General features: G+C 33.0%; 30 protein-coding genes. 13 read left to right on the top strand and 17 right to left on the bottom strand.

What is annotated here, in order from left to right; all coding sequences use genetic code 11:
- The first annotated feature begins 400 nt into the window (after window positions 1–400).
- Entirely contained in the window at window positions 401–844 is a 444-nt protein-coding gene (locus tag LOK41_RS21150) for a hypothetical protein (RefSeq protein ID WP_241818147.1), read from the top strand.
- A gap of 198 nt (window positions 845–1,042) precedes the next feature.
- Here LOK41_RS21150 and LOK41_RS21145 read toward each other — a convergent pair whose 3' ends face one another.
- Window positions 1,043–1,537 carry a DUF4411 family protein gene (locus LOK41_RS21145; RefSeq protein ID WP_241818146.1) on the bottom strand — a complete coding sequence of 165 codons (495 nt, stop codon included), beginning with the start codon at window positions 1,535–1,537 and terminating at the stop codon, window positions 1,043–1,045.
- A 1-nt stretch (window position 1,538) separates the two neighbouring features.
- Window positions 1,539–2,693, bottom strand: a complete 1,155-nt coding sequence (locus LOK41_RS21140) for an ImmA/IrrE family metallo-endopeptidase (protein ID WP_241818145.1) — start codon at window positions 2,691–2,693, stop codon at window positions 1,539–1,541.
- A gap of 224 nt (window positions 2,694–2,917) precedes the next feature.
- Between LOK41_RS21140 and LOK41_RS21135 the strand changes: the two genes are divergently transcribed.
- From LOK41_RS21135 to LOK41_RS21120, 4 genes are all read left to right on the top strand, one after another.
- Window positions 2,918–3,214, top strand: a complete 297-nt coding sequence (locus LOK41_RS21135; RefSeq protein ID WP_241818144.1) for a hypothetical protein — start codon at window positions 2,918–2,920, stop codon at window positions 3,212–3,214.
- 1 nt (window position 3,215) lies between these two features.
- Window positions 3,216–3,401, top strand: a complete 186-nt coding sequence (locus tag LOK41_RS21130) for a hypothetical protein (protein WP_241818143.1) — start codon at window positions 3,216–3,218, stop codon at window positions 3,399–3,401.
- Window positions 3,402–3,502: 101 nt separating this feature from the next.
- Window positions 3,503–4,684 (top strand): FtsK/SpoIIIE domain-containing protein, encoded by a 1,182-nt coding sequence (locus LOK41_RS21125; RefSeq protein WP_241818142.1) that lies wholly within the window; start codon window positions 3,503–3,505, stop codon window positions 4,682–4,684.
- Window positions 4,623–5,240: a replication-relaxation family protein gene (locus LOK41_RS21120; RefSeq protein ID WP_241818183.1), complete on the top strand. Its 618-nt coding sequence runs from the start codon at window positions 4,623–4,625 to the stop codon at window positions 5,238–5,240. The genes LOK41_RS21125 and LOK41_RS21120 overlap by 62 nt, the downstream gene beginning before the upstream one ends.
- A 17-nt stretch (window positions 5,241–5,257) precedes the next feature.
- On the opposite strand, the gene LOK41_RS21115 is transcribed toward LOK41_RS21120, so the two are convergent.
- From LOK41_RS21115 to LOK41_RS21075, 9 genes are all read right to left on the bottom strand, one after another.
- Complete coding sequence (locus LOK41_RS21115; protein WP_241818141.1) at window positions 5,258–5,482, bottom strand: helix-turn-helix domain-containing protein; 225 nt, start codon at window positions 5,480–5,482, stop codon at window positions 5,258–5,260.
- 371 nt (window positions 5,483–5,853) lie between these two features.
- Window positions 5,854–6,603, bottom strand: a complete 750-nt coding sequence (locus LOK41_RS21110; protein ID WP_241818140.1) for a CPBP family glutamic-type intramembrane protease — start codon at window positions 6,601–6,603, stop codon at window positions 5,854–5,856.
- A gap of 494 nt (window positions 6,604–7,097) precedes the next feature.
- Window positions 7,098–7,313 (bottom strand): hypothetical protein, encoded by a 216-nt coding sequence (locus tag LOK41_RS21105; protein WP_241818139.1) that lies wholly within the window; start codon window positions 7,311–7,313, stop codon window positions 7,098–7,100.
- Between the two features lie 12 nt (window positions 7,314–7,325).
- Window positions 7,326–7,511 carry a hypothetical protein gene (locus tag LOK41_RS21100; protein ID WP_241818138.1) on the bottom strand — a complete coding sequence of 62 codons (186 nt, stop codon included), beginning with the start codon at window positions 7,509–7,511 and terminating at the stop codon, window positions 7,326–7,328.
- Between the two features lie 64 nt (window positions 7,512–7,575).
- Window positions 7,576–7,869: a hypothetical protein gene (locus tag LOK41_RS21095; RefSeq protein ID WP_241818137.1), complete on the bottom strand. Its 294-nt coding sequence runs from the start codon at window positions 7,867–7,869 to the stop codon at window positions 7,576–7,578.
- A 76-nt stretch (window positions 7,870–7,945) separates the two neighbouring features.
- Window positions 7,946–8,176, bottom strand: coding sequence for a DUF2187 family protein (locus LOK41_RS21090; protein WP_241818136.1), 231 nt, complete (start codon window positions 8,174–8,176; stop codon window positions 7,946–7,948).
- A gap of 49 nt (window positions 8,177–8,225) precedes the next feature.
- Window positions 8,226–8,453 (bottom strand): hypothetical protein, encoded by a 228-nt coding sequence (locus LOK41_RS21085; RefSeq protein ID WP_241818135.1) that lies wholly within the window; start codon window positions 8,451–8,453, stop codon window positions 8,226–8,228.
- 43 nt (window positions 8,454–8,496) lie between these two features.
- The gene (locus tag LOK41_RS21080; RefSeq protein ID WP_241818134.1) at window positions 8,497–8,745 is read right to left on the bottom strand and encodes a hypothetical protein; all 249 of its coding nucleotides are present in this window, start codon (window positions 8,743–8,745) and stop codon (window positions 8,497–8,499) included.
- A 71-nt stretch (window positions 8,746–8,816) separates the two neighbouring features.
- Window positions 8,817–9,059, bottom strand: coding sequence for a helix-turn-helix domain-containing protein (locus LOK41_RS21075; RefSeq protein WP_241818133.1), 243 nt, complete (start codon window positions 9,057–9,059; stop codon window positions 8,817–8,819).
- Window positions 9,060–9,214: 155 nt separating this feature from the next.
- On the opposite strand from LOK41_RS21075, the gene LOK41_RS21070 reads away from it, so the two are divergent.
- Window positions 9,215–9,607 (top strand): hypothetical protein, encoded by a 393-nt coding sequence (locus LOK41_RS21070; RefSeq protein ID WP_241818132.1) that lies wholly within the window; start codon window positions 9,215–9,217, stop codon window positions 9,605–9,607.
- 157 nt (window positions 9,608–9,764) lie between these two features.
- On the opposite strand, the gene LOK41_RS21065 is transcribed toward LOK41_RS21070, so the two are convergent.
- Window positions 9,765–10,859 (bottom strand): hypothetical protein, encoded by a 1,095-nt coding sequence (locus LOK41_RS21065; RefSeq protein ID WP_241818131.1) that lies wholly within the window; start codon window positions 10,857–10,859, stop codon window positions 9,765–9,767.
- 58 nt (window positions 10,860–10,917) lie between these two features.
- Window positions 10,918–11,490 carry a tyrosine-type recombinase/integrase gene (locus tag LOK41_RS21060; RefSeq protein ID WP_241818130.1) on the bottom strand — a complete coding sequence of 191 codons (573 nt, stop codon included), beginning with the start codon at window positions 11,488–11,490 and terminating at the stop codon, window positions 10,918–10,920.
- A 225-nt stretch (window positions 11,491–11,715) separates the two neighbouring features.
- Here LOK41_RS21060 and LOK41_RS21055 point away from each other — a divergent pair, with 225 nt between their 5' ends.
- Window positions 11,716–13,566 (top strand): DUF4046 domain-containing protein, encoded by a 1,851-nt coding sequence (locus LOK41_RS21055; RefSeq protein WP_241818129.1) that lies wholly within the window; start codon window positions 11,716–11,718, stop codon window positions 13,564–13,566.
- Between the two features lie 101 nt (window positions 13,567–13,667).
- On the opposite strand, the gene LOK41_RS21050 is transcribed toward LOK41_RS21055, so the two are convergent.
- The 3 genes from LOK41_RS21050 to hfq are packed head-to-tail and all read right to left on the bottom strand — an operon-like array spanning window position 13,668 to window position 14,948.
- Entirely contained in the window at window positions 13,668–14,348 is a 681-nt protein-coding gene (locus tag LOK41_RS21050; RefSeq protein WP_241818128.1) for a YecA family protein, read from the bottom strand.
- Between the two features lie 40 nt (window positions 14,349–14,388).
- A complete protein-coding gene (locus tag LOK41_RS21045; protein ID WP_241818127.1) occupies window positions 14,389–14,724 on the bottom strand; it encodes a hypothetical protein in 336 nt (111 codons plus the stop codon).
- A 35-nt stretch (window positions 14,725–14,759) separates the two neighbouring features.
- Entirely contained in the window at window positions 14,760–14,948 is a 189-nt protein-coding gene (gene hfq, locus LOK41_RS21040) for an RNA chaperone Hfq (protein WP_241818126.1), read from the bottom strand.
- A 472-nt stretch (window positions 14,949–15,420) separates the two neighbouring features.
- On the opposite strand from hfq, the gene LOK41_RS21035 reads away from it, so the two are divergent.
- From LOK41_RS21035 to LOK41_RS21010, 6 genes are all read left to right on the top strand, one after another.
- Complete coding sequence (locus LOK41_RS21035; protein WP_241818125.1) at window positions 15,421–15,645, top strand: hypothetical protein; 225 nt, start codon at window positions 15,421–15,423, stop codon at window positions 15,643–15,645.
- Window positions 15,642–16,325 carry a hypothetical protein gene (locus LOK41_RS21030; protein WP_241818124.1) on the top strand — a complete coding sequence of 228 codons (684 nt, stop codon included), beginning with the start codon at window positions 15,642–15,644 and terminating at the stop codon, window positions 16,323–16,325. The genes LOK41_RS21035 and LOK41_RS21030 overlap by 4 nt, the downstream gene beginning before the upstream one ends.
- 573 nt (window positions 16,326–16,898) lie before the next feature.
- Window positions 16,899–17,294 (top strand): hypothetical protein, encoded by a 396-nt coding sequence (locus LOK41_RS21025; protein WP_042985217.1) that lies wholly within the window; start codon window positions 16,899–16,901, stop codon window positions 17,292–17,294.
- Between the two features lie 15 nt (window positions 17,295–17,309).
- Window positions 17,310–17,693 (top strand): hypothetical protein, encoded by a 384-nt coding sequence (locus LOK41_RS21020; protein WP_241818123.1) that lies wholly within the window; start codon window positions 17,310–17,312, stop codon window positions 17,691–17,693.
- A gap of 40 nt (window positions 17,694–17,733) precedes the next feature.
- Window positions 17,734–18,033 carry a hypothetical protein gene (locus LOK41_RS21015; RefSeq protein ID WP_241818122.1) on the top strand — a complete coding sequence of 100 codons (300 nt, stop codon included), beginning with the start codon at window positions 17,734–17,736 and terminating at the stop codon, window positions 18,031–18,033.
- 58 nt (window positions 18,034–18,091) lie between these two features.
- Window positions 18,092–18,334 (top strand): hypothetical protein, encoded by a 243-nt coding sequence (locus tag LOK41_RS21010; RefSeq protein WP_241818121.1) that lies wholly within the window; start codon window positions 18,092–18,094, stop codon window positions 18,332–18,334.
- A gap of 986 nt (window positions 18,335–19,320) precedes the next feature.
- Here LOK41_RS21010 and LOK41_RS21005 read toward each other — a convergent pair.
- A complete protein-coding gene (locus tag LOK41_RS21005; RefSeq protein WP_241818120.1) occupies window positions 19,321–19,560 on the bottom strand; it encodes a helix-turn-helix domain-containing protein in 240 nt (79 codons plus the stop codon).
- Between the last annotated feature and the right edge of the window lie 347 nt (window positions 19,561–19,907).

Here is a 19,907-nt window from a genome sequence, read left to right as displayed (position 1 = left end):
AGAAAAACTATTAGTTTAATTTTAATGAGTATCTATATGGCTAGTATAACAACCAAAATTCCTATTTCTGTATGTAAATATGCATATTCATCATATCCATCATTTGCTAAAAAAGTATTTGAATTCATTGTTTTTTCGTATTGAATGGATATAGGAAAATAAAGAATGGCGGATTAATAGTAGTTCTAATTGGATTAATCTATCTACAGGAGAAATGCTTCCAGAAGCAAAACCAATCTCAAATAATAAGCGTTCGATTTTAAAAGAGGGAAGAGAAATTCGATTTAATAACAAACAATCATGATAATAAATTTAAAATTCCTTTTTTGTAGAAAAAAGGAATTTTTTGTTTGTGAAGAGTATTTACTATCATATAAGTTTATGAGGAGGTGAAGAATATTTGGGTGGATGGCTGTTAATGTTTCTTGTTTTATTTGGTGTATGTGCTGTAGTAGCAATTCCCTATGTGTTGTTGGAATTAGCTGATTATATGGACAAGAATCCAGTTCCAGATTGGATACAAGGAATTACTGAATTTCTATTTGGTTGGGAACCGCAAATGTTTCATCCCTATATACCAGGGACAATAAAAATAATTGCTGTGGGCGGTATGATAATTGCTACAATTTACTTCTGGATGCGATATAAGGAAGAGGATAACGCGATTGCACAACTATTAGCTTATGGCTTTGGAATTGTTAGTACATGTTGGTTAGTAAGCAATCTTATTATTAAACCAACAACCGCATATATTGCTAGTCTATTTCAGCCTTTTGGGAGTGGATCGGGTTTAATAATTCTATTAATTATCGGATTAATTGTTTTCAATGCAAAAAAAGCGTAGTGATTATTAAAGTAGTAACAAAATAACCAAAACACTCGTACATGTTATAATATAGCTGCATACTGCTAACATATGTTTATCTACAGATGACTGTTATTGTTAGATGGTGACCATCGATGATGATCTTTTATGAAAACCATCCTTTTTCTTTTGCTTTGGACGGCTGGAAGAAAGGATGGTTTTTTGTTTGTCCAAAAATTAAAATTGCACTTGTAAATCTTTTAGCATTTCAAAAGTATTTATACATTTTACTTGGAAATTTCTACATACTACAGGGATTAAAATTCGTTTTTTCGACTCGGGATTATAGACCTCATGAGTCACTAATGTATATCCTTTCGCCTTTGCGTAAGCTATAAGCCATGCATCCGCATTGCGCGCAAATTCATCTTTCGCAGCTTGGGTGTATTGAGGATCATTAATAGCCCATTGTTGTATTTGTGCATAATTTTGTAGAACATCTAATGCATCAGTTCTTTCGAAATAGTCTCTAAAGTTCTCTGAAGTCCATTCTTGTAATTCATCTGGATCAGCATCATTTGGGGTAATAATTTCTTGTTGTATTTTATCTATGCTACAAATCTTAGAATTATCAGCTAAACTAACTAAGGTATTCCAAAAACTTGGTACAATATCAAAAGCATAATATCCCCTATATGCACCAATAAATACATTTGCATCTAGAACGTACAAATTAAACTCTCCTTCCCTCGATAAAGCTTAAGTACTTTTGAAAACTAGACATTTTAAGACCTGTTAGTCTATAAGCATCTGTGTACTGTATATTACCAGATTTCGCCTGATATATTACGACTCTAGAGAATAAGTTCCCTAATCGAATCCTAGTAGTATTGTAGAAATTTCCACCTGATGATGAACTCCGCTCTATTTGAATTTCTTCAATATACTTGTTATAAAAATCAAAAAATTCCGATTTGGTTATGTACTCTAATTCCAATGCCCTTCTACCTACTACCACAGGGCTTACTTTAAATATTTTCCCCAATGATTCATACACTGCTCCATCACCATAGTGTGTATGCCATTTTTGCTCAAAGAGATCCCTAGGGCATAAAAGTTCTGCAGCTACAGAGTTACATAATTTTTCAATATCCGCATTAACTTTATTTAACGGTGATGCCTCTACAACTGCACTCGAACCAATAAAAATATGTGCAATTTCATGAATTAAAGTAAATATTTGAGCTGACTTGGCATCTGCTCCATTTATAAAAATTAGTGGAGCCATATCATCTACTAAAACAAAACCTCTAAACTCACCAACATTTAATGGTCTATGAGTATTGCTACCCACTATACCGTTCACCATGACCATAATACGATTTTTTTCACATCTATCAATGAGGTGGTTTAAAGCATCTTGGAAGGTTCTTAGTCGACTAGCCCACCCAGAATCTAAATCAAGTAGCTGTCTTATATTGTCTACTAATTCATTGACTGAGCTATCCTTATAGGAACCTACAAAGGGTAAAGGCTCTCCTACATATTGTTCATAGTAATCTTTCATGAAATCTTGCCGTCTTTGCATCATGTGTAATGTTTCAATCAAATCAGGACTAGATTCCTTCCGTTCCCCCTCTTCAAGTGTGCGATAATGTGGAATAGGCAACTCCTCAACTGGTGGCTGTTGAAGAAAAAGGTATCCTAAAGGAGTTGAGGTCGCATTGGCGAAATCCTCCAATTGTTTTAATGTAGGTTGAAGAGTTCCTTTAAGCCATTCATCTAACTTTTTAAACTTATTATGTAGTTTTTCTTTTTTTGTTGAACGATTGTAGGCCCATTCTAAAAGTTCTGCTTTTATTGGTACTCTTGTTGGCAATATTTTCACCCCCTAAAAAGTAAAAAAATAGTACTAATCTTTTTTACCTATTCATTTGTTTTAAATATACCAATATCTACTAATCATGTGAAGAGAATTTAACATTTAACTATAAAAGTGTCAGGCCACACAAAATAATATTCTTGTTCTTTTTTCGGGTACAAATTCGAAATTACATAGTATCATCATATCTATTTAATGTATCTAGAATCTTATATGGATGGTGAGGATATATGGGACAATATCAAATGTTGTACAGCACACCGTATCTCTATTCTTCTCGTACATTGCAACAAATGTACAAAAGTGCACGGAAAGAAGAAGATGTAAGTGCGATACAAGAACATATGCTACGTCATGAGGTGTACTTAGACCGACAATACCGAGGGTACTATTATTTGAGTGAGAAAATTGAAGGTGATCTGTACGGAAGTGAACAGCCTGTATCGTGGAATGAGTTATTAGAAGATTACCAGTTGTTTAAGGATTCTCAAGGTAATTTATCTATTCAGCCGAAAGGATGGAGATAATATGACCATTATTGGAGAATTGGGTATTGTATATGGCGTGACAGGGGCAACGGTTATAGGAATTAAATTGTTAAAAAGAAAAGGGCTTCACCTTCCTGATTGGGTGCTACGTGCGGGTCTTAAATGCCTGCTAATTGGTACAGTTTGGTACGTACTATGTGATATGCTCGATGTGTTTCTACGCTAGTATTCTATCGGGTAGTTGATGGGAACGGTCGTAGTGTATTTGAACAACTTTTTTATGATATTCCTGATAGCCCCAACTACCTCTAAGGAGGTAAGGAGTTTATGTTTTCGCTTTTGGTGATTCCAGTTACTTTTTTAACAGTAGCGTATTTTTATAAGGGGAAAGAAATGAGTGATAAGAAGAAAATCAAAGCATTTTTTGAAATTACGAAAGTGTGTGTACAGCATAAAGGAGAAACCCAGTACCCCGTGTTCCTCAAACAGACGGAGGATGGTATGAGTACCACATATGTCTATCGGCTTCCGTTGGGAGTTCCCAGTCAGTTAATACAGAAGTTAGCGCAAGTATTAGAAGAGGGACTCTATAAGCCTGTGATAATCTCGTTTCAGCAACGGGAATTGTTCATACGGGTTTTTGAACAACGGATCCCTGAAGAATGGCATTGGTCCAAAGAATTGTTACAAGAGAAAACGTGGAGAGTTGTCATGGGAAGAGCGTTAGACAGAATGATGTATCATGACTTTGAAAAAACACCACATATGTGTGTTAGTGGTATGACTCGCTTTGGTAAGACTGTATTTTTAAAAAATATCATGACGAGTTTAATCTTACAGCAGCCAGATCACGTGAAATTGTATGTCATTGATCTAAAGGAAGGCTTAGAATTTAGTCCTTACAAAGACCTATCACAAGTGGAAGAAGTAGCGGAGAATCCTAGGCAAGCATTCGATATGTTGAATCGTATCCGTGAAAAGATGGTAGAACAGGTCGTACGCATGAAAGACTCTTATTTTACCAACATTGTAGATACGCCAATCAAGGATCGTAATTTCATAATTGTAGATGAATCCGCAAACTTATGCCCAACACAGGGATTACCAAAACAGAAGAAAGATATATTGTATATGTGTCAAGAAATGTTATCAGAAATAGCGAGGATTGGCGGAGCATTAGGGTTTCGACTGATTTTTTGCACCCAATATCCGACTTCTGATACCTTACCAAGACAGATTAAACAAAATAGTGATGCGAAAGTTGGATTTCGCTTGCCGACAGTGGTTGCTTCGCAAGTAGCAATAGATGAAGGAGGACTAGAAACTCTTCCCTCGATTGCTGGAAGAGCCTTATTCAAAACAGATCGTGTAGAAGAAATCCAAGTGCCTTATTTGTCTAACAAGGAAATGTGGAATGTATTAAAACAGTATAAGGTGGTGAAGAAAACTGAAACACCAAAAACTGAAACAAAAAGCGAGACAAATCGAGATTTTATCGAGTTTAAGTAAGTTAGAATTTGCTTCTAGAAGGCAACTCCAAGCCATTCATTGTCTCGGTAGTATCAGAAATGCAAATCGTATCCTGAAGGATTTAAGACCGTATTGTCATGTGACTTCGCACAACCGAGAGTATGTGTATTATCTAAATAAGAAAGGGCTTGCTCTTCTAGGAATAGATGCAAAAGAACGAAAAAAGAAACATCAACTGGAACATATCTTATTACGTAATGAAGCATGGATGTGGTTAGATTTCCCCGATTGGAAAACAGAGCAAATTATTACTTTAAGGCATCAAGGCGAAGAAAAAACAATCGTTCCAGATGCGTTTTTCACTAAAGACAATGTCCCCCACTTTGTAGAAATAGATCGGCTTCAGCACATGAGAGTGAATGAGAAGAAAATACAGTATTATGCATATTTAACTAACATTTATCAGAAGCAACAACATCTAACGCCAATCATCATCTTTTGTACGATATCCGACTGTAGGGAGAAGCAATTAATGAATTATGCTATGAAATATGGCGTATATATGCAAACATACCTACTACAGGATGTCGTATAAACAATTGTGTAACTTCTCTAAGTCCAAAAATCAGTGTAATCAACATTTTTTCCTGTTAATTTACGAAGAGCCCTAAGTATCTTACTAGCGTTTTTAGCGGTAGGAGAAACACTACTTATATTACAAACGCGACTAAGAGTAGCTTCTTTCACCCCACTTACTTTAGCTACTTCAATTTGTTTGAGATCATGATCATCTATAAATTTCCCTAATTTAGAACGAGGTTTTTTAAACCAAGGCATTGGAGCCACCTTCTTTCTCTTAATTTATTAGTAATAACTTGTCCATAAATTTCATTTTTTAAACTCAAAAATATAGAATAATAAAACAAGTAAGGCATATATTATTAATAAAAGTGAATGGAATTTGTAATTATTTCATGGAATATAGCATACATATTAATAGCTACAAGTTGCGAATATACATGAAGCATAATTGCAACTTGTTGTAACGGGTATGCTAGTAAAATAGAAAAGCTGAATCCCTTGTGAGAGAAGGGATTCAGCTTTTTATTGTTTTACAATTTAATAATTATTTTTTAGCTGTTTCATATGTGCAATTTCATTAGCTGTCGAGTTTTATCATATATGAGCTTAATTAATATTATATATTCTTAGTTTAAGAACATAATGGATAAGATATTTAGGACAGCAAATGAGCATAAATTAAAAGCTCCATGAGCTAACCAAGCTGATAGGAATCCAAATCTTAGAAAAAATAAAGCATCAATTACACCTGGAATGAAGTATAAATAGAAGGTTGATATGTCAGGTCCATGTAATAGTGCAAATCCTACGTTGGTTACTAATATCCATCCCCATATATATTTGGGACTTTTATGTATAAATAATTCATTGTACACTTTTTCTAACCATGAAAACTTTGTTTTAAAATCAGCAAGTGCTAAAAATATTCCTGCATAAAGGGAATATCTAAATATAATTTCTTCATTAAACGGCCCTATTACAGAAACTAAGAATAAAAATCCTGTTTTAGTTAAATCCGATGTATATGTTATTTGACCAGATCCTATACCAATCATATCATGGCCTAGAAAGATAGGGATAAAGCGGATGAAATTTATTATAAATTGCATGAGTATTCCAATTAGAATAGGGAGTCCTATGGTTACATATAGTTTATTTTTATTAAGGATGAAGTGATTTTGGAAGTCTTTTCTGATTGTAGGGAATATGAAAATTCCTGTTAATACAATTGAAAATAAATAGAGAGACTCAATGGCATTATTATTATTAGAAATTCCTAATCCTGATAGTTTATCTGCTAATACAAGAAGTATAAAAAGTAAAACAAAAGTAACTAAAAATAGAATAGGTCGAACTAAGTCACGTATAAAGGTCAAACTAATCCCCCTTTGAAATCATATTTAAATTAGTAATTTGATTTTACCATTTTTTGAAAATTCTTTCATTATTCTTTTGTTAGTTTGTTCTACATAACAAATTAAAATTTCACGTACTATAATATAAGTTTATCTAAAAAAAACGAAATTTAGGGAATTCTCTTTTGGAATGTCGTAGCTTGTTATATAATGGGGAAGATCAATCAATGTAGCTTCGGTTATGCAGAGTAAAAAGTAGTACCCAAACAAAGGGCAAGTATCATGTAGTTCAGCCCACGTGATACTTGCCCTTTCCTATGTATAAAAAATAATAGCAAATTCATTGCGATGCCATTGACTTGGCTAAATGTATATATCTTCAGCAACCAAGGCATATAGTTTTTGTAAAGGGAATCCCCTTACCAGAGAGGTGTTGCTATGAAAGGGATACAGATAACGATATTCCATCACTCATTCCACTTTAGGTTTTGCTAACGACCTAAAAAGTATTTTGGTTAAAATAATGCAAGTTGATAATCAGAATGTTCATCACTATGTATACAAGAGATATGACTATGATATCCGCTCCCTAATCTCCTTTGGATTTCATTGTCCATTATTTTAATCGCATGTTCAAGTGAGTGTGTGTATACGGTAACTTCTTTTGATGGATATCTTTCTCCACTTGGCGCTATGATGGTATATGTAAGTACATAATTATTGAATTTCAAAAAATCATCTCCTTACTGCCAGTAGTAATGAAAACAATAGAAAATATACGTGATGAGAACTCCAACAAATACAATGCCATATAATTTCAACCCAATAAGTGCAAATTTAGAAAAAATAGAAATCCCTTTCTTCATAAATGTGAATAAAACACCACTAAGAAATAATACAATAGATCCACTTATTAGAAAGCTAATCAAACTGTTTCACCTCTTCCTTTTCCGATTTTCTACCTTTGATCCAATTTTCTTGTAATTTTGGTCATTAACTATTATATAGGGTTAATTTTCTTCCCTTGTTGCTATATCCTGTTTCCAGAGAGAGTACCCAGCTGTGAAGATCATTCCAATCATATCCCATTTTCAGTAATTCTTCAGGGAACTTAGTATCAAATTCATCTCGCCAAGCATACATATTCTCCAATGCTATATCTAACCTTCCAAATTTGTACAAAGTAATATTTTTCTTTTTCCCATTTTCTCTACATGCTTTCATTAAATATACATATAGTTTCCCTTTAGAGCGATTAAACGTTAGAAAGCCGATGTTTTTCTTCAAAATTTCACCCTCTTTTAAAAGTTCCGACCACAATGTTTAAACGGAGCATGTGGTCGGAACTTTATTATAATGTTTATTACGAAGCATGAATTTTGCGAACACGTACTTTTTTATATCGGCCATGTTTTACGACTTGGCGAGTATCTATATCTTTATATTTTCCACTTAGAATCATTTCTGAAATATCAACAACAATTGTATTTGTTAAAATATTTACTACATACCCAGTTAACTTTAATGAAGAATCCTTACGATGTGGAAATTGTACATAATCACCTTGTTTAATAGTTGAAATTGTTCTTTCCATAAAAAATCCTCCTTTATTCATTTGGAATGCTTTTCAATGATTTTAATAATTATAAATTACTAACTAACACTTTATTTTTTATAAATTTATTTGCTTCTATATAAAGAATGAAAAGCTCGGCACTTATTGTGATATTCATATTATCCTTCATTCGTTTTAAAATAATGATTTCCTGTTCTTCATGTTCAAACATTTTTGAATAGGCTAAAACTTGATATGCTCGCCCGTCCTTTTCATAAATATAAAATTCTCCACGTTTTGGTTTCGTCGCTATCATATTCGTCCTCCTCATAAATTGGAATTAAAAAAGTATAATTTTCTTAAAATCCATAGAGAGATCCAGTGGTCAAATATGTAGCTAAAAGCATCATGATAGCAATACCAAACGTTCCGAAGAACCAAATTTGAGAATTAATACAGTCCTCAATTCCAAACCATTCACATAAGGATATATAGCTCTTTGAAGCACCTTGATTGAAACTAATATGCTCTGATTCCTTTGATTGATTCTGTGTTATAATGGAGTTACAATTGTTAATTTTAGATAAGGTATTTGCCAATCGAATCACCTTCCTATAGTTAATGATGTAGGAGAAAAAGTCCTGACTATCTGGCGGTGGTAAGGGCTTTTTCTTGTTTACTATTTACTGGTTAGTCTGTTCATGCCATTACGTGTTACTAACCAAACTTTCCCGCTTTTTCTTGCTTCATTCTCATAGAACTTTCCTCGGTTGCACCACTTATTAACAGTGTTTTCCGCAAGTCCCCATATTTGTTCAGCTTCTCTTGTTGTATAAACGGAAAATAGAGTTTCCTCTGATTTTCCATTTTTAATTTCGTCCATTAGTTGTTGTAGATCCCTCCTTTGTTTTCTTATACTCATTATAATGTCTTTATGTCTTGTTTGCAAGACATTATCAGAAAAATTATTCATTATCTTTTCGACATGTATTCGACAATTTTAGGAATGATATAATGGTATAGTTATATTAATGCTAATCAAATAAACGAATTAATGAATGTAAGGGGGATTAAATAATGGCGTATTATATATATGAGGGCAAGAAACATTCAATTTCAAATTACAATAACATAGATACACGGTGTACCTGTGAATCGGATTATTATACATTAATTAATAATCCGATACGCATTAGATTGAAAGAAGGCAAAGAACCAACTGTATTTAAGAGTAACAACGAACCATATTCGAACAGTAGATATCAGAATAGAGCTATTACCTTCAAAGGTTGCCTATGTGAACTGGATAAAATTAGTGAAAGTTACAACATATATGGTACTAGACAGCCATCACAATATAACTGGGGAACACGAGAAGTATATAAGGATACTGGAAAAACAAAGGTTCATGGTGATTTACCTTCAGAGAGGTATTTTAAATGGGCAAACTATAAAAAAAGATCTTTTTAAACTACTATTTTATAGATTAACATATTATCGGATATGTTAATCTATATCTTAAAAATAGGTAAAATGATTAATCTTTGTTCAAATTTACAAATAAAAAAAGAATCTAATGAAAATTAGATTCGGAATGTATCAAGTATAAAATTTTTATTATTCTTGTTTACTTTGCCAAATTCCCTGTAAAAACCCATCCATTTAATTCTTCACCTAGTGAATTTGTATACATTATGAATGACCAATTTCGTTTCTTTTCAATAATAATTACGGGTTTGTTACAAGGGATATTATCAATTACACCAGAAATACGTTGCTGTGAACGAAAAACGGGTGTTTCTCGATTAGTAACTCGAACCTTGTTTACAGTAGAAAGAGCAATGCCAAAATCTTTTTCAAGAGTACTCTTTACTTGTTTTGCATTTTCTTCAGGCTTATTAGTTGTAAATTCAGAAACATGAAGAACATTTTCTTTGATTATATCTTGTATAGCGGGTTCTACACCTAAACTGAAGAAGTATACCGTAACATATATAAGTAGAAGAGCGAACGGCGCTTTTTCTTTTAGTTTAGCTGAAGTATCAAAAACCTTAGTAGCCCAATCGTCTAAAATCATACGAATGTTGTTGGGGTTAGTTTGTTCTTGTAATGCTATGGCTTCATGTTCAATTTCTGTTTGTACCTCTTCTAATTCAAAGTATGGTTGAATTTCTTCAAGGTCAATTGCGGAAATTTCTTCTAAACGTGATGAAGGTATTTCCATTGTACGAAGTGCATTTAATAAAACCTCCGAGTATGAGAGTGAGTTTATGGAGTTCGTGAGTTTACTGTAATTATTGATTGCACCTTGCAATCTCTGAAGTTGATTTGAATAAGCTGGTAGAATCTTTTCCCATTTAATTGAATTGTACGTATTTAAATTAGCAAGTGTACCTGTGGTTGAAATTACTTTATTGTAATTATTAATTGTACCCTGCAAATTTTGAAATTGATTTGAATAAGCTGATAAGATTTTTCCCCATTTAATTGAATTGTACATATCTAAATTGGCAAGTGTACCTGTGATAGATGCTGCTTTATTGTAATTATTAATTGCATTCTGCAACCTCTGAAATTGATTTGAATAAGCTGATAGGATCTTTTCCCATTTAATTGAGTTGTACGTATCTAATTTTGCAAGCATAACGGCGTTTGACATTGATAATGTTTTATCGTAATTATTGATTGCACTTTGGAATTTTTGAAAATCTGAATTTTTCACAGTTATTGTTCTCCCCATTCCATCTAATATAAATATATTATCTTATATGTAACTTAAATTAGATACGAAATGTATCAAGTACGTTATCTTTTTCTTCTTTATTAATTCCAATATATCTTAGTGTAATTTGTGGTGTACTATGATTCAATATTTCTTGTAACATAGCAATATCTTTTGTTTGCTTGTAAAACCAATATCCAAATGTTTTACGCATGGTATGAGTACCTAAAGATTCTACCCCGGCAAAATCTCCGGCTTTTTGTAATTGTCGATAGGCTTGAATTTTACTAATGGGTTTATCCCCTTTTCTAGAAGGAAATAGCCAGGTACTTTTTAGATCTTCAGCGTAGGGCAATACTTCCTCAAAAATGGATGTAATATTTATGATACGTTCCTTTTTTGTCTTTCCTTCTTTCACTTTAAATTCTTTCCGTTTTTTTCGCTTCAGTTTTAAAATTTCACTCGTTTCCATTTTAAGTAAATCACTTACGCGTAACCCTGTATTAATACCAATTAGAAATAAAATGTAATCACGATCTGAACAATGACGTTTAAGAGACCATTTCATATCGTCGAGCTGTTCTTTGCTCCGAATTGGTTGTACATCAATTAAATGTTGCTTTTTATTCATCAGTCTTTCAATCCCTCTGTTTTCAATGATTTGAATGTATACTTTTTTAACTGTTTTTAGAATATCAATAAAAATAGATGAAAGTCAATATTTAAAGGGAAATGAAAGTAAACTTTTGGGTAAAAGTTTACATTGAATTATTTCGTCTTTAACGCCAAAAATCAAGATAATAATATATACAGAATTCACTAGTAAGATATAATTTTAGATAAGGGGGTTAATACAGTGAAGAGTTTGACAATTGAAGAGGTTTATCAACAGATTCTAGATGGGAAGAGAAGAATGTTCCCAAGAGGAACTTGGAGTGAAGATATAGATAGAAACTTGATTAAACGTGTTACAAGATATCTAATTGAAGTTATCTTAAAATGGGATAAAGATCAGATAAAAGAAAAATGGGATTTATCAATTATAAAGAAACATAAGTTAGGAGGAGCAATTGCTATTATTTATAATGACAGTCCATTTAAAATGTTAAATGATGCATATCCAGAGCTTTTAAAAGAATGGGAATTAAAAATGGCTCCTTTGAATTATTGGACAAAAGAAACAGGGTTAGAAGCATTACGTTGGACAATTGAAGAAAAAGAACAGCTCACATTGGAACAATTAAAAGAAGTGTACAATCATAAATGGCTCATAAAACATAAGTTACATGCGCCATGTCATCGATTATGGGAAAATAATGCTTACTTAATGATAAATGACTTATACCCGAATCAATTTAAACCGTTTCATTTCAAATGTGCGACTACAAATTATTGGACAAAGGAAATTGCATTACGAGAACTTGCATGTATTATACAAGAAGAGCGGATTGAAGATGAGGAACTATTAGAAGTATTCAGTGTAAAATGGATTGCTACTAAAAAGTTAAGTACTCCCTTACTGAGGTATTGGCAAAGTAGTCCATTTCAAATGATTAATGATTTATATCCAAATAAGTTTAAACCGTGGCAATTTAAGAGTGTACCCTCAAATTATTGGACGAAGCAAAATGCAATAGAAGCTATTTTTCATATTATACAAAAAGATAATCTACAAAAAGATGAACTACCTAAAATAATGAGTAGTAAATGGTTCTACAAAAATAGATTAGGTACACCTTTTCAAAAATTTTGGGAAGCAAGTCCATACTCTGTTTTAAATGATTTATTTCCAGATTATTTTCAACCATATCAATTTAGTAGAACTCCTAACCTATATTGGACAAAAGAACGATCCCTTCAAATTCTATCGGAATATATTCAACAAGAGGGGTGGGGTGATGAGGAAATCTTGGAAAACGTTACTTTCCAATGGTTAACTGACCGGAATTTATGGACACCGGTATCATATCTCTGGGAAAGTAGCCCATTTAAGATGGTTAATGATTTGTACCCAAATAGGTTTAAACCATGGCAATTCAAAACGACTTATCGTAATTACTGGACAAAAGAAACGGCACTAAATGCTTTAAAATGGACTATTGAGGAGAAGGAACGTTTGTCTCGTGAAGAGTTAATAGATGTATATTCACAAAAATGGTTGTTAAAACATCGACTCCAAACTCCTTGTATAAAGTTTTGGAAATCAAGTCCATTTGCTATGTTAAATGCGCTATACCCCAATAGATTTAAAGAATGGGAGTTTTTTAGAGTACCCTCAAATTATTGGACAAAAGACAAAGCATTGGAAGAATTACGCTGGATAATTGAAGAAAGAGAAAAATTATCAAGAAAAGAATTGTTAAATGTTTTTAGTGGATCATGGATAAAAGGACAAGGGCTAAGTCATCCACTACAAAAATTTTGGGGTAGTCGTCCTTATCATATGTTGAATGAATTGTATCCAAATCGTTTTAAAGAGTGGGAATTAAAAAAAACGCCTACAGGATTCTGGACAAAAGAGAAGGGACTCGAAGCATTACGTTGGACAATTGAAGAAAAAGAAAAATTAACAAAAGTTGATTTATTACAAATATATAGTAAAAGATGGTTAAGGGAACAAGGATTATCTACACCTTTACAAAGGTTTTGGAGAGGAAATATAAATTTAATGTTGCAAGATTTATATGAGGTTCCGTTACCCAAATGAAATAAATCCTATGCTAGGGGTCACCATATTTTATAAGATAACGCATTCAAAATTTCAAGAAAAAAGGAGTCAATTTGACTCCTTCTCTTTTTTGTTAATTATTAAGAAGATACAACAGATCTATGAAACCTGTCTTCATAATACCTAGTTTTTAGGTCATCAATTTTCAAAGTAAGTCCAATTTTTTCTGCGATTTCTATTGTTTCCCCAAAAAGTCCATCTTTATGATTAGGCCAATTCTCCATGTATTCCACTAAAGTCATATTTGTTATTTGTTTGAAATTATTATCAATAGATTCTCGATCGGATGAAACACCAAAGGAAATATTAGTTACTACTCCGCTTTCTATGTCAATTCCTTTAAAAATAGGAGCCGATATTTCTAGATATGGGTTAATATCATGTTGAAATGGCGAATGAGAACGATATAATCCTACATCATAAGGAAAACCATCTAAAGTAATCCATGAATGACAAAAAGAGAAAGGTACTTTGGAAGACTCAGTAAATCCAATTTCTAAATTTGGTTTAAACCCTTGTTCCTTAAGCAAAATATATAAAATACTTGAAAGGGCATGACAAGCTCCAATCCATTGCTTTCTCATAGCGTGGTTAAACACAGCAAAATATGTATCCACCAAATTCTTATTGTTATTGATTTCTAATGATAATTGAATTGCTTTTTGTTTCCAAACATCTACAGGATTTTCGATTTTATTAATACAACATTTCTTATATTTCCGTCCACTACCACAAGGACACGGTTCATTATGTTCATACATATGATATTATTCCTTTCTCAATTAAATCTTAAAATATAATTTAAAGGTATATAGTTTGACGGTTCATAACTTCCATTAAGATATCTGCTATTAATTTTCCATTTTCGAAAATAATTTGGTTTTTAGTGTATGGATCTATATACTGTCCCAATCCTTTACTCAACATAATTTCTAGTTCATTATTATCTAAAATTCGACAAGATAGAATGGTAGGGTGTTTACTAAAAGCTCGATAAACGTTTAAGGTTTGACTTAAAGAAGCGGCAAGCGGTCTAAGCATTTCATCATAGTAAGGGCTCATATCTTCAGCTATTTTTTCGTTTAAGATAAAATCCATTCCATCATCTTTTATGTCAAATCGAAATAAAAAAATCAATATCTCCCTCTCCTTTTATAGCATACAATCATTTTTTATATAGCAATTGTGGATATAGCTTGTTTATAAATCAGTTGTTGTTTTCCATTAACCATCATAAGCACGGTAAAACGATCTACTCCAACAATTTGCCCTGGTATTCTGACACCACTTTTTAAAAACAGAGTAATTTCCTTTTTTTCTGTTTTTAATTGCTCATAGTGTTCTTCTTGTAAGTCCCTCATTTATTTCTCCATCCCCTCTATATAAATACTCAGTTCATAATAACAATTGTATCAGCTTAATTCTGACTATGGCCACTAGGAATTAAAAATAACATGACGCTCATTTCTCCTAAAAACCTATCCAAAAGAGCGAATCCATGCACCATATTTGTTGTGAAATTATCCAAATGCTCATTTGTATGCTCCATTTTACTCAGAAGTGTATCCATTACCTGTCACCGTATGCTAATTCATCATTCACTTCAAGCAAGGGGCAAAATATTTTGCTTTACTGTGTTTCGTTTATGCTTTCCCTACGCTTCACCCTTTGCTCAAAGTATTGTAGCAAAGGATTCCACTTGCAAAAGCCCAACTCAACATCATTTCGTAAAATATTTGTGCTTTTTCCCTTGCTTTCCATTTCTTCTTCATTACGCAAAAGGTGACAGGTAGACAAGTTGGGAGCCTGACCTAAATTAAAGGAGAGATGGAAATGAGAGTATACCAAGTATTTTATTCATTAAATGGAGAGGTTCACATTCAAGCTGATAGTCCTGAACAGGCACGAGAAATTGCATGTTTAGTAGTTCAGAAACAAAAAGAAAATCCTGATATTTTATTAGAACTTTCTACGGATATTTGGGACGTTACAAAAGATGATGAACTAGAGATAGAATATGCAAGTGTAGATAACGTTGAAGGGTGGGAGCAAGCGTGACTGTATATAAAGTGATTTATGTATTAGATGGGATATTACACATTCAGTCTGAAAAACCAGAAGATGCACAAGAAATTGCTTATGATATACTCGATAAATTCAAAAGAAACCCTTCTTTCATGTTTATACCGACGCTAAACGTATGGAATGTTACTGAAGATAACGTTATTAAAAAGCCTTCTTCAGAAGGAATAGATAATCCTGAAGGATGGGATAAAGTTAAGAAGACTTTCTTTTTATTAGAATCACGATGGGATTATTACAATGACGGTATGGGAAGTATGGCTTCAGTATATTTAGACTTTCAAAATGCAATACAGTTTGCTAAAAATGCGGTTAAAACATTTTTAAAAGAGCATGGATACTTAGAAAGCGATTTAGTAATAGAAACATTAGAAAGTGCTAATCGTTATCAATGGTGGGGATATGATGAAGATGGATATAATGACTTTTATATCCATGTCATACCAGATAACTTTGTTGACGATATATCTGTAGAGGAAGAAGAAAACAAAAGAGTTTGTAATGTTTGTAGACAAGGTATGGTAGAAGGTTATTGTATAGATGATGGACTAGCATACTATTGTTCTGAAGAATGCTTACACAAAGAATATACACCTGAAGAATACGAAGAAATGTATGAAGATGATTATGCTTATTGGACACAGTGGGAAGAATGAAATTGAAAATCCGTATTGTCACAAACTATATGTTTGGACAATACGGATTTTTTTGCTTATTCAAGGAGGCCCATGGATAAGTCGCCTAAAGCGACTCTTTGATTGAAATTAGATGTAGGCTGAAGCCTACAAGTTCCTAAAAACCTTGATATAAATCAGTTTGTATGTTTAAAGGATTTCTGATATTTGAAAGAGATCAATCTATTTATAAGAGACTAAATTTGTCAGTTTAACTGGGGGCGCCTGTTCTCCTTCCAGTTTATATTCCAGTCGCTCCTACTGGTCAAGGGGCAAAATTTTTCATTTCTCGCATCCCAACTCATACAGCTTTCTGTCTCCTTTATGCTTTCTCGGCGTTTGGGACCATGTGATGTAATAACGCTGAAGAAAAATCAAAACATGGTACCAAACTTGAAAAAGCCCAAGTCGAAGACGAAAGACTCGTATTCGTATGACCTGCTGCGGCATAAAAAATTTGTGCGAAGACCCTTGACCAGCCGCTCCTTTCATAAAACGTTCCAGTCGAACAGGCGGTGTTCACCCAAAATTTTTTCTAGAAAAGGAGAATCGAACATGAACGAAGTTAAAGTAAAAATTGATGTTTGGGAAGGGCGCATAGGAGAAACAGGAATGGTGCAATTTCAAAGTGTAGACCTTGCCAATATGTTTTTAAGAATGATGAATCAAAGGGTAATTGCTGAAGAAATCCGTGGTTATCTAAAAAGCGAAATTACGTTGTTATGGACAGAAGAGAAAGAAGAATATTCATTTGCATATCGATATGATATAGGCGGCGGAAGCTATGTTCATGATACAGAGCCAATACAAGCCGATTTATATAGACGTTATACCTATACACGGGATGAACTCCAAAAACTAACTGATAAAGACAACCGTTTTGTTGAAATGTACACCGACAATCTAAAAATGTATGAAAAGTCTTTACGAGCTTTACAAGTTCTAAAATAAAGGAGGACAAGCATTATGATGTTAGTACGCATAAAGACCTATGAAAAAATAATCTATACGCTATGTAGTTGGGGAAAAATGTATATGAATGAATCTTGGTCGCATCCTAAAATTAGAGACCTAGTGCAAGAATGGCACATCGCAAACTATGAATCTTATGAAATGAAATACAACGAAAGCACCACTAATTTACGTAAGGAAAAATTAGATTTTAATATAGAAGCAATTTGTAAGAATAGACACGAGTTATTGAAAGCTTTGCATAGCATTCGTTACAACATAGAACATGAGGAATTTGAAGAAAGCAAAGCATACGAAGAATTAGAGTACTTAATAGAAGTTGTATCAGAAGATATTTTAATTCATCACCCTGAATATGAACAAGCGGAATGGGCATAAGCCCATTCCATTCTAATAAAAAGTAAAGGAGCGTTCAATAATGAAATTTAGACCACAGGCTAATATAGAATATGTATTCACGGATTATTGTCCAAAAGAGCAAGATAAGGAAATAGAAGTATGTGGAATTGTTATTTTACAAGGTACTGAAATAGAAATGATTAATTTGTTAAATGAAAATATATGTGACCGTCCTTTTGTGAATCAAGTTTCAAATTTAACAGAAATGAGAGCGTGCTATAAAGTCGGTTTTCGTCCATATGGGCAAAGCATGACCTATCAACAAGCTGTGCAATTGCTACATTCGAGAGGTTCTATTTGTATGACAATCAACATTTAAAAACAAAGAAGTGTCAACTACGTTGTAAATCTAAAAAATTATAATGGAGGTACTTAAAATGGCATACAAATGGGAAAAAGAAAGTTTACAGAAATACGGGGAAGAAGTTACTCAAAGTTTAATAAGTAAACAAAAAGAATATGAAGCGATGAAAAAGGATAATGATTGTAAGCACTGTGGGAAAGGAAATGAGGGTGCAATTATTGAGTGTGGAGATGGTATACCTTTTATCATGCGCTATGGATTGTGGAGTAATGGGCGTTGTAATTATTGTGGTGAATACACTGGTAGACGTAAATAATTTAATAAAAAATTACAGAATAAAAAGGCTATGTATACACATAGCCTTTTTATTCTGTATGAGGGATTTTTCGAAGAAGCAAAACCCGCCCGACCAGCGTCCGCAGCCATACTGGAAATGCATTGTAACGTGTAGGACACCCGAACCTTTCACGCTACAACGCTATTTCCAGAAGCGCGCGGTGTAAAGGGGCCAAAAAATTTTAAATCGTTGTGTTTCGTTTATCCTTTTCCGGCATTCCAAAATTTGCTGAATTATCATAGCAAATTTCTCCATTTGGAAAAGCCCAACTCAACATCAACTCTTAAAATTTTTTGGCTTAATCCCTTGACACCGCGCGCTTATATGGCTGCGGACGCTAGTCGGGCTTCAAAGAACTAAAACCCTAAAAAGTTTAAAAATCGCAAAATTTATTTTTTACTGCCCCACTTCGTTACTGCAGTAAAAAACAAAATTTGCTAAATTTTCGATTCCTCCTGAAATGAAGGATCTATTATAAAAGAAAATCAACCATCCCCAACCCCTTCCAATCTTGGAAGGGACTCGCTCGGCGCTAGCCAGGCAAACAGGTTTGGAAGACCTTCAAACCTATTTGCATAGGTTCAAGCGTTTGGGATAGGCGAATCTGTCCATTCCTTATCCTCCCTCGCAAAGAACGCTCAGTCCGGTACCATGGACAGATACAATGTGTACTCCACCACTGTTTAATTGAGGAGACCGATAATTCTAAAAACTTCCCTTATTGTGTGGTTATATTTTTAGACTATAATTACGGTATGTGAAATTTTAATTAATATATTCTTGTGAAACCCCTAGTTTTCACCTAAAAATTTGAGTAGGACTGTTAAACAGTCCATTTTTCCTTCTCTGCTCATTTAAATTTGCTGATACTTATTGTATTGCTGTCTTTTTTATCGACTTTTAGAATCGAATCTGAGTAGCCGTTTTTTCTGTATTTAAATTTTTAAGCCTTACTTTTAATTAAATTAAGCTTTCGGCTCTCCAAACCATTGGAACATTGCTTTTCTTGTAATGATCCATTCTTTTCTTACCCCATTTGGTGGTAAAAAGAACTTAACTAATCCTTCATCAATCATTTGCTGTAACTCTTCTTGCTGTTTTTCATTTAGCATAGACGGACTATATTTATTCTTTAAAGTATCTCTTTTAACTCGCCATTTATATGCTGCTTCAGATGGTGTCATGTAGTTTTCAATTTCTTTCATTCGATATTCCCCTTTATATTGTGATATGAAAACAAAGGGAACAATAATAATCCCCTCTGTTTAAAACCTATTACAGCTATTTTATAAATTTTGTAAACGAAGAGCCTTTAACTTTTCTTTCGTTTCTAAAATTGCTAAACGGATCAGTTTTATTTTTATCTCTTTACTAAGAGAAAGCCATTCAGGTGTATAGATTTTCATTTTATATTCCACCTTTCTAATGATTCAACATAAAATACATTAACATTCGTGTTTTTTATAAAGTAACGTACTTATTTGTTTTTTTATCTTTGTACTGAATTTCAGTACAACCATAAGCATATTGATAATCATCTAAAGGTGAAAAA

It is taken from the genome of Bacillus sp. TL12 (assembly GCF_022625245.1).
Lineage (GTDB): Bacteria > Bacillota > Bacilli > Bacillales > Bacillaceae_G > Bacillus_A.
The sequence above is the reverse complement of the archived record's forward strand: the minus strand, read 5'-3'. Positions and strand labels throughout refer to the sequence as shown.

What these genes read in the sequence shown, in the direction of transcription:
- LOK41_RS21135 (WP_241818144.1), top strand. Translation starts at nt 2,918, where the DNA reads ATGGGACAATATCAAATGTTGTACAGCACACCGTATCTCTATTCTTCT.
- LOK41_RS21130 (WP_241818143.1), top strand. Translation starts at nt 3,216, where the DNA reads ATGACCATTATTGGAGAATTGGGTATTGTATATGGCGTGACAGGGGCA.
- LOK41_RS21125 (WP_241818142.1), top strand. Translation starts at nt 3,503, where the DNA reads ATGTTTTCGCTTTTGGTGATTCCAGTTACTTTTTTAACAGTAGCGTAT.
- LOK41_RS21115 (WP_241818141.1), bottom strand. Translation starts at nt 5,482, where the DNA reads ATGCCTTGGTTTAAAAAACCTCGTTCTAAATTAGGGAAATTTATAGAT.
- LOK41_RS21090 (WP_241818136.1), bottom strand. Translation starts at nt 8,176, where the DNA reads ATGGAAAGAACAATTTCAACTATTAAACAAGGTGATTATGTACAATTT.
- LOK41_RS21085 (WP_241818135.1), bottom strand. Translation starts at nt 8,453, where the DNA reads ATGATAGCGACGAAACCAAAACGTGGAGAATTTTATATTTATGAAAAG.
- LOK41_RS21075 (WP_241818133.1), bottom strand. Translation starts at nt 9,059, where the DNA reads ATGAGTATAAGAAAACAAAGGAGGGATCTACAACAACTAATGGACGAA.
- LOK41_RS21070 (WP_241818132.1), top strand. Translation starts at nt 9,215, where the DNA reads ATGGCGTATTATATATATGAGGGCAAGAAACATTCAATTTCAAATTAC.
- LOK41_RS21060 (WP_241818130.1), bottom strand. Translation starts at nt 11,490, where the DNA reads ATGAATAAAAAGCAACATTTAATTGATGTACAACCAATTCGGAGCAAA.
- LOK41_RS21050 (WP_241818128.1), bottom strand. Translation starts at nt 14,348, where the DNA reads ATGTATGAACATAATGAACCGTGTCCTTGTGGTAGTGGACGGAAATAT.
- hfq (WP_241818126.1), bottom strand. Translation starts at nt 14,948, where the DNA reads ATGAGGGACTTACAAGAAGAACACTATGAGCAATTAAAAACAGAAAAA.
- LOK41_RS21035 (WP_241818125.1), top strand. Translation starts at nt 15,421, where the DNA reads ATGAGAGTATACCAAGTATTTTATTCATTAAATGGAGAGGTTCACATT.
- LOK41_RS21025 (WP_042985217.1), top strand. Translation starts at nt 16,899, where the DNA reads ATGAACGAAGTTAAAGTAAAAATTGATGTTTGGGAAGGGCGCATAGGA.
- LOK41_RS21020 (WP_241818123.1), top strand. Translation starts at nt 17,310, where the DNA reads ATGATGTTAGTACGCATAAAGACCTATGAAAAAATAATCTATACGCTA.
- LOK41_RS21015 (WP_241818122.1), top strand. Translation starts at nt 17,734, where the DNA reads ATGAAATTTAGACCACAGGCTAATATAGAATATGTATTCACGGATTAT.
- LOK41_RS21010 (WP_241818121.1), top strand. Translation starts at nt 18,092, where the DNA reads ATGGCATACAAATGGGAAAAAGAAAGTTTACAGAAATACGGGGAAGAA.
- LOK41_RS21005 (WP_241818120.1), bottom strand. Translation starts at nt 19,560, where the DNA reads ATGAAAGAAATTGAAAACTACATGACACCATCTGAAGCAGCATATAAA.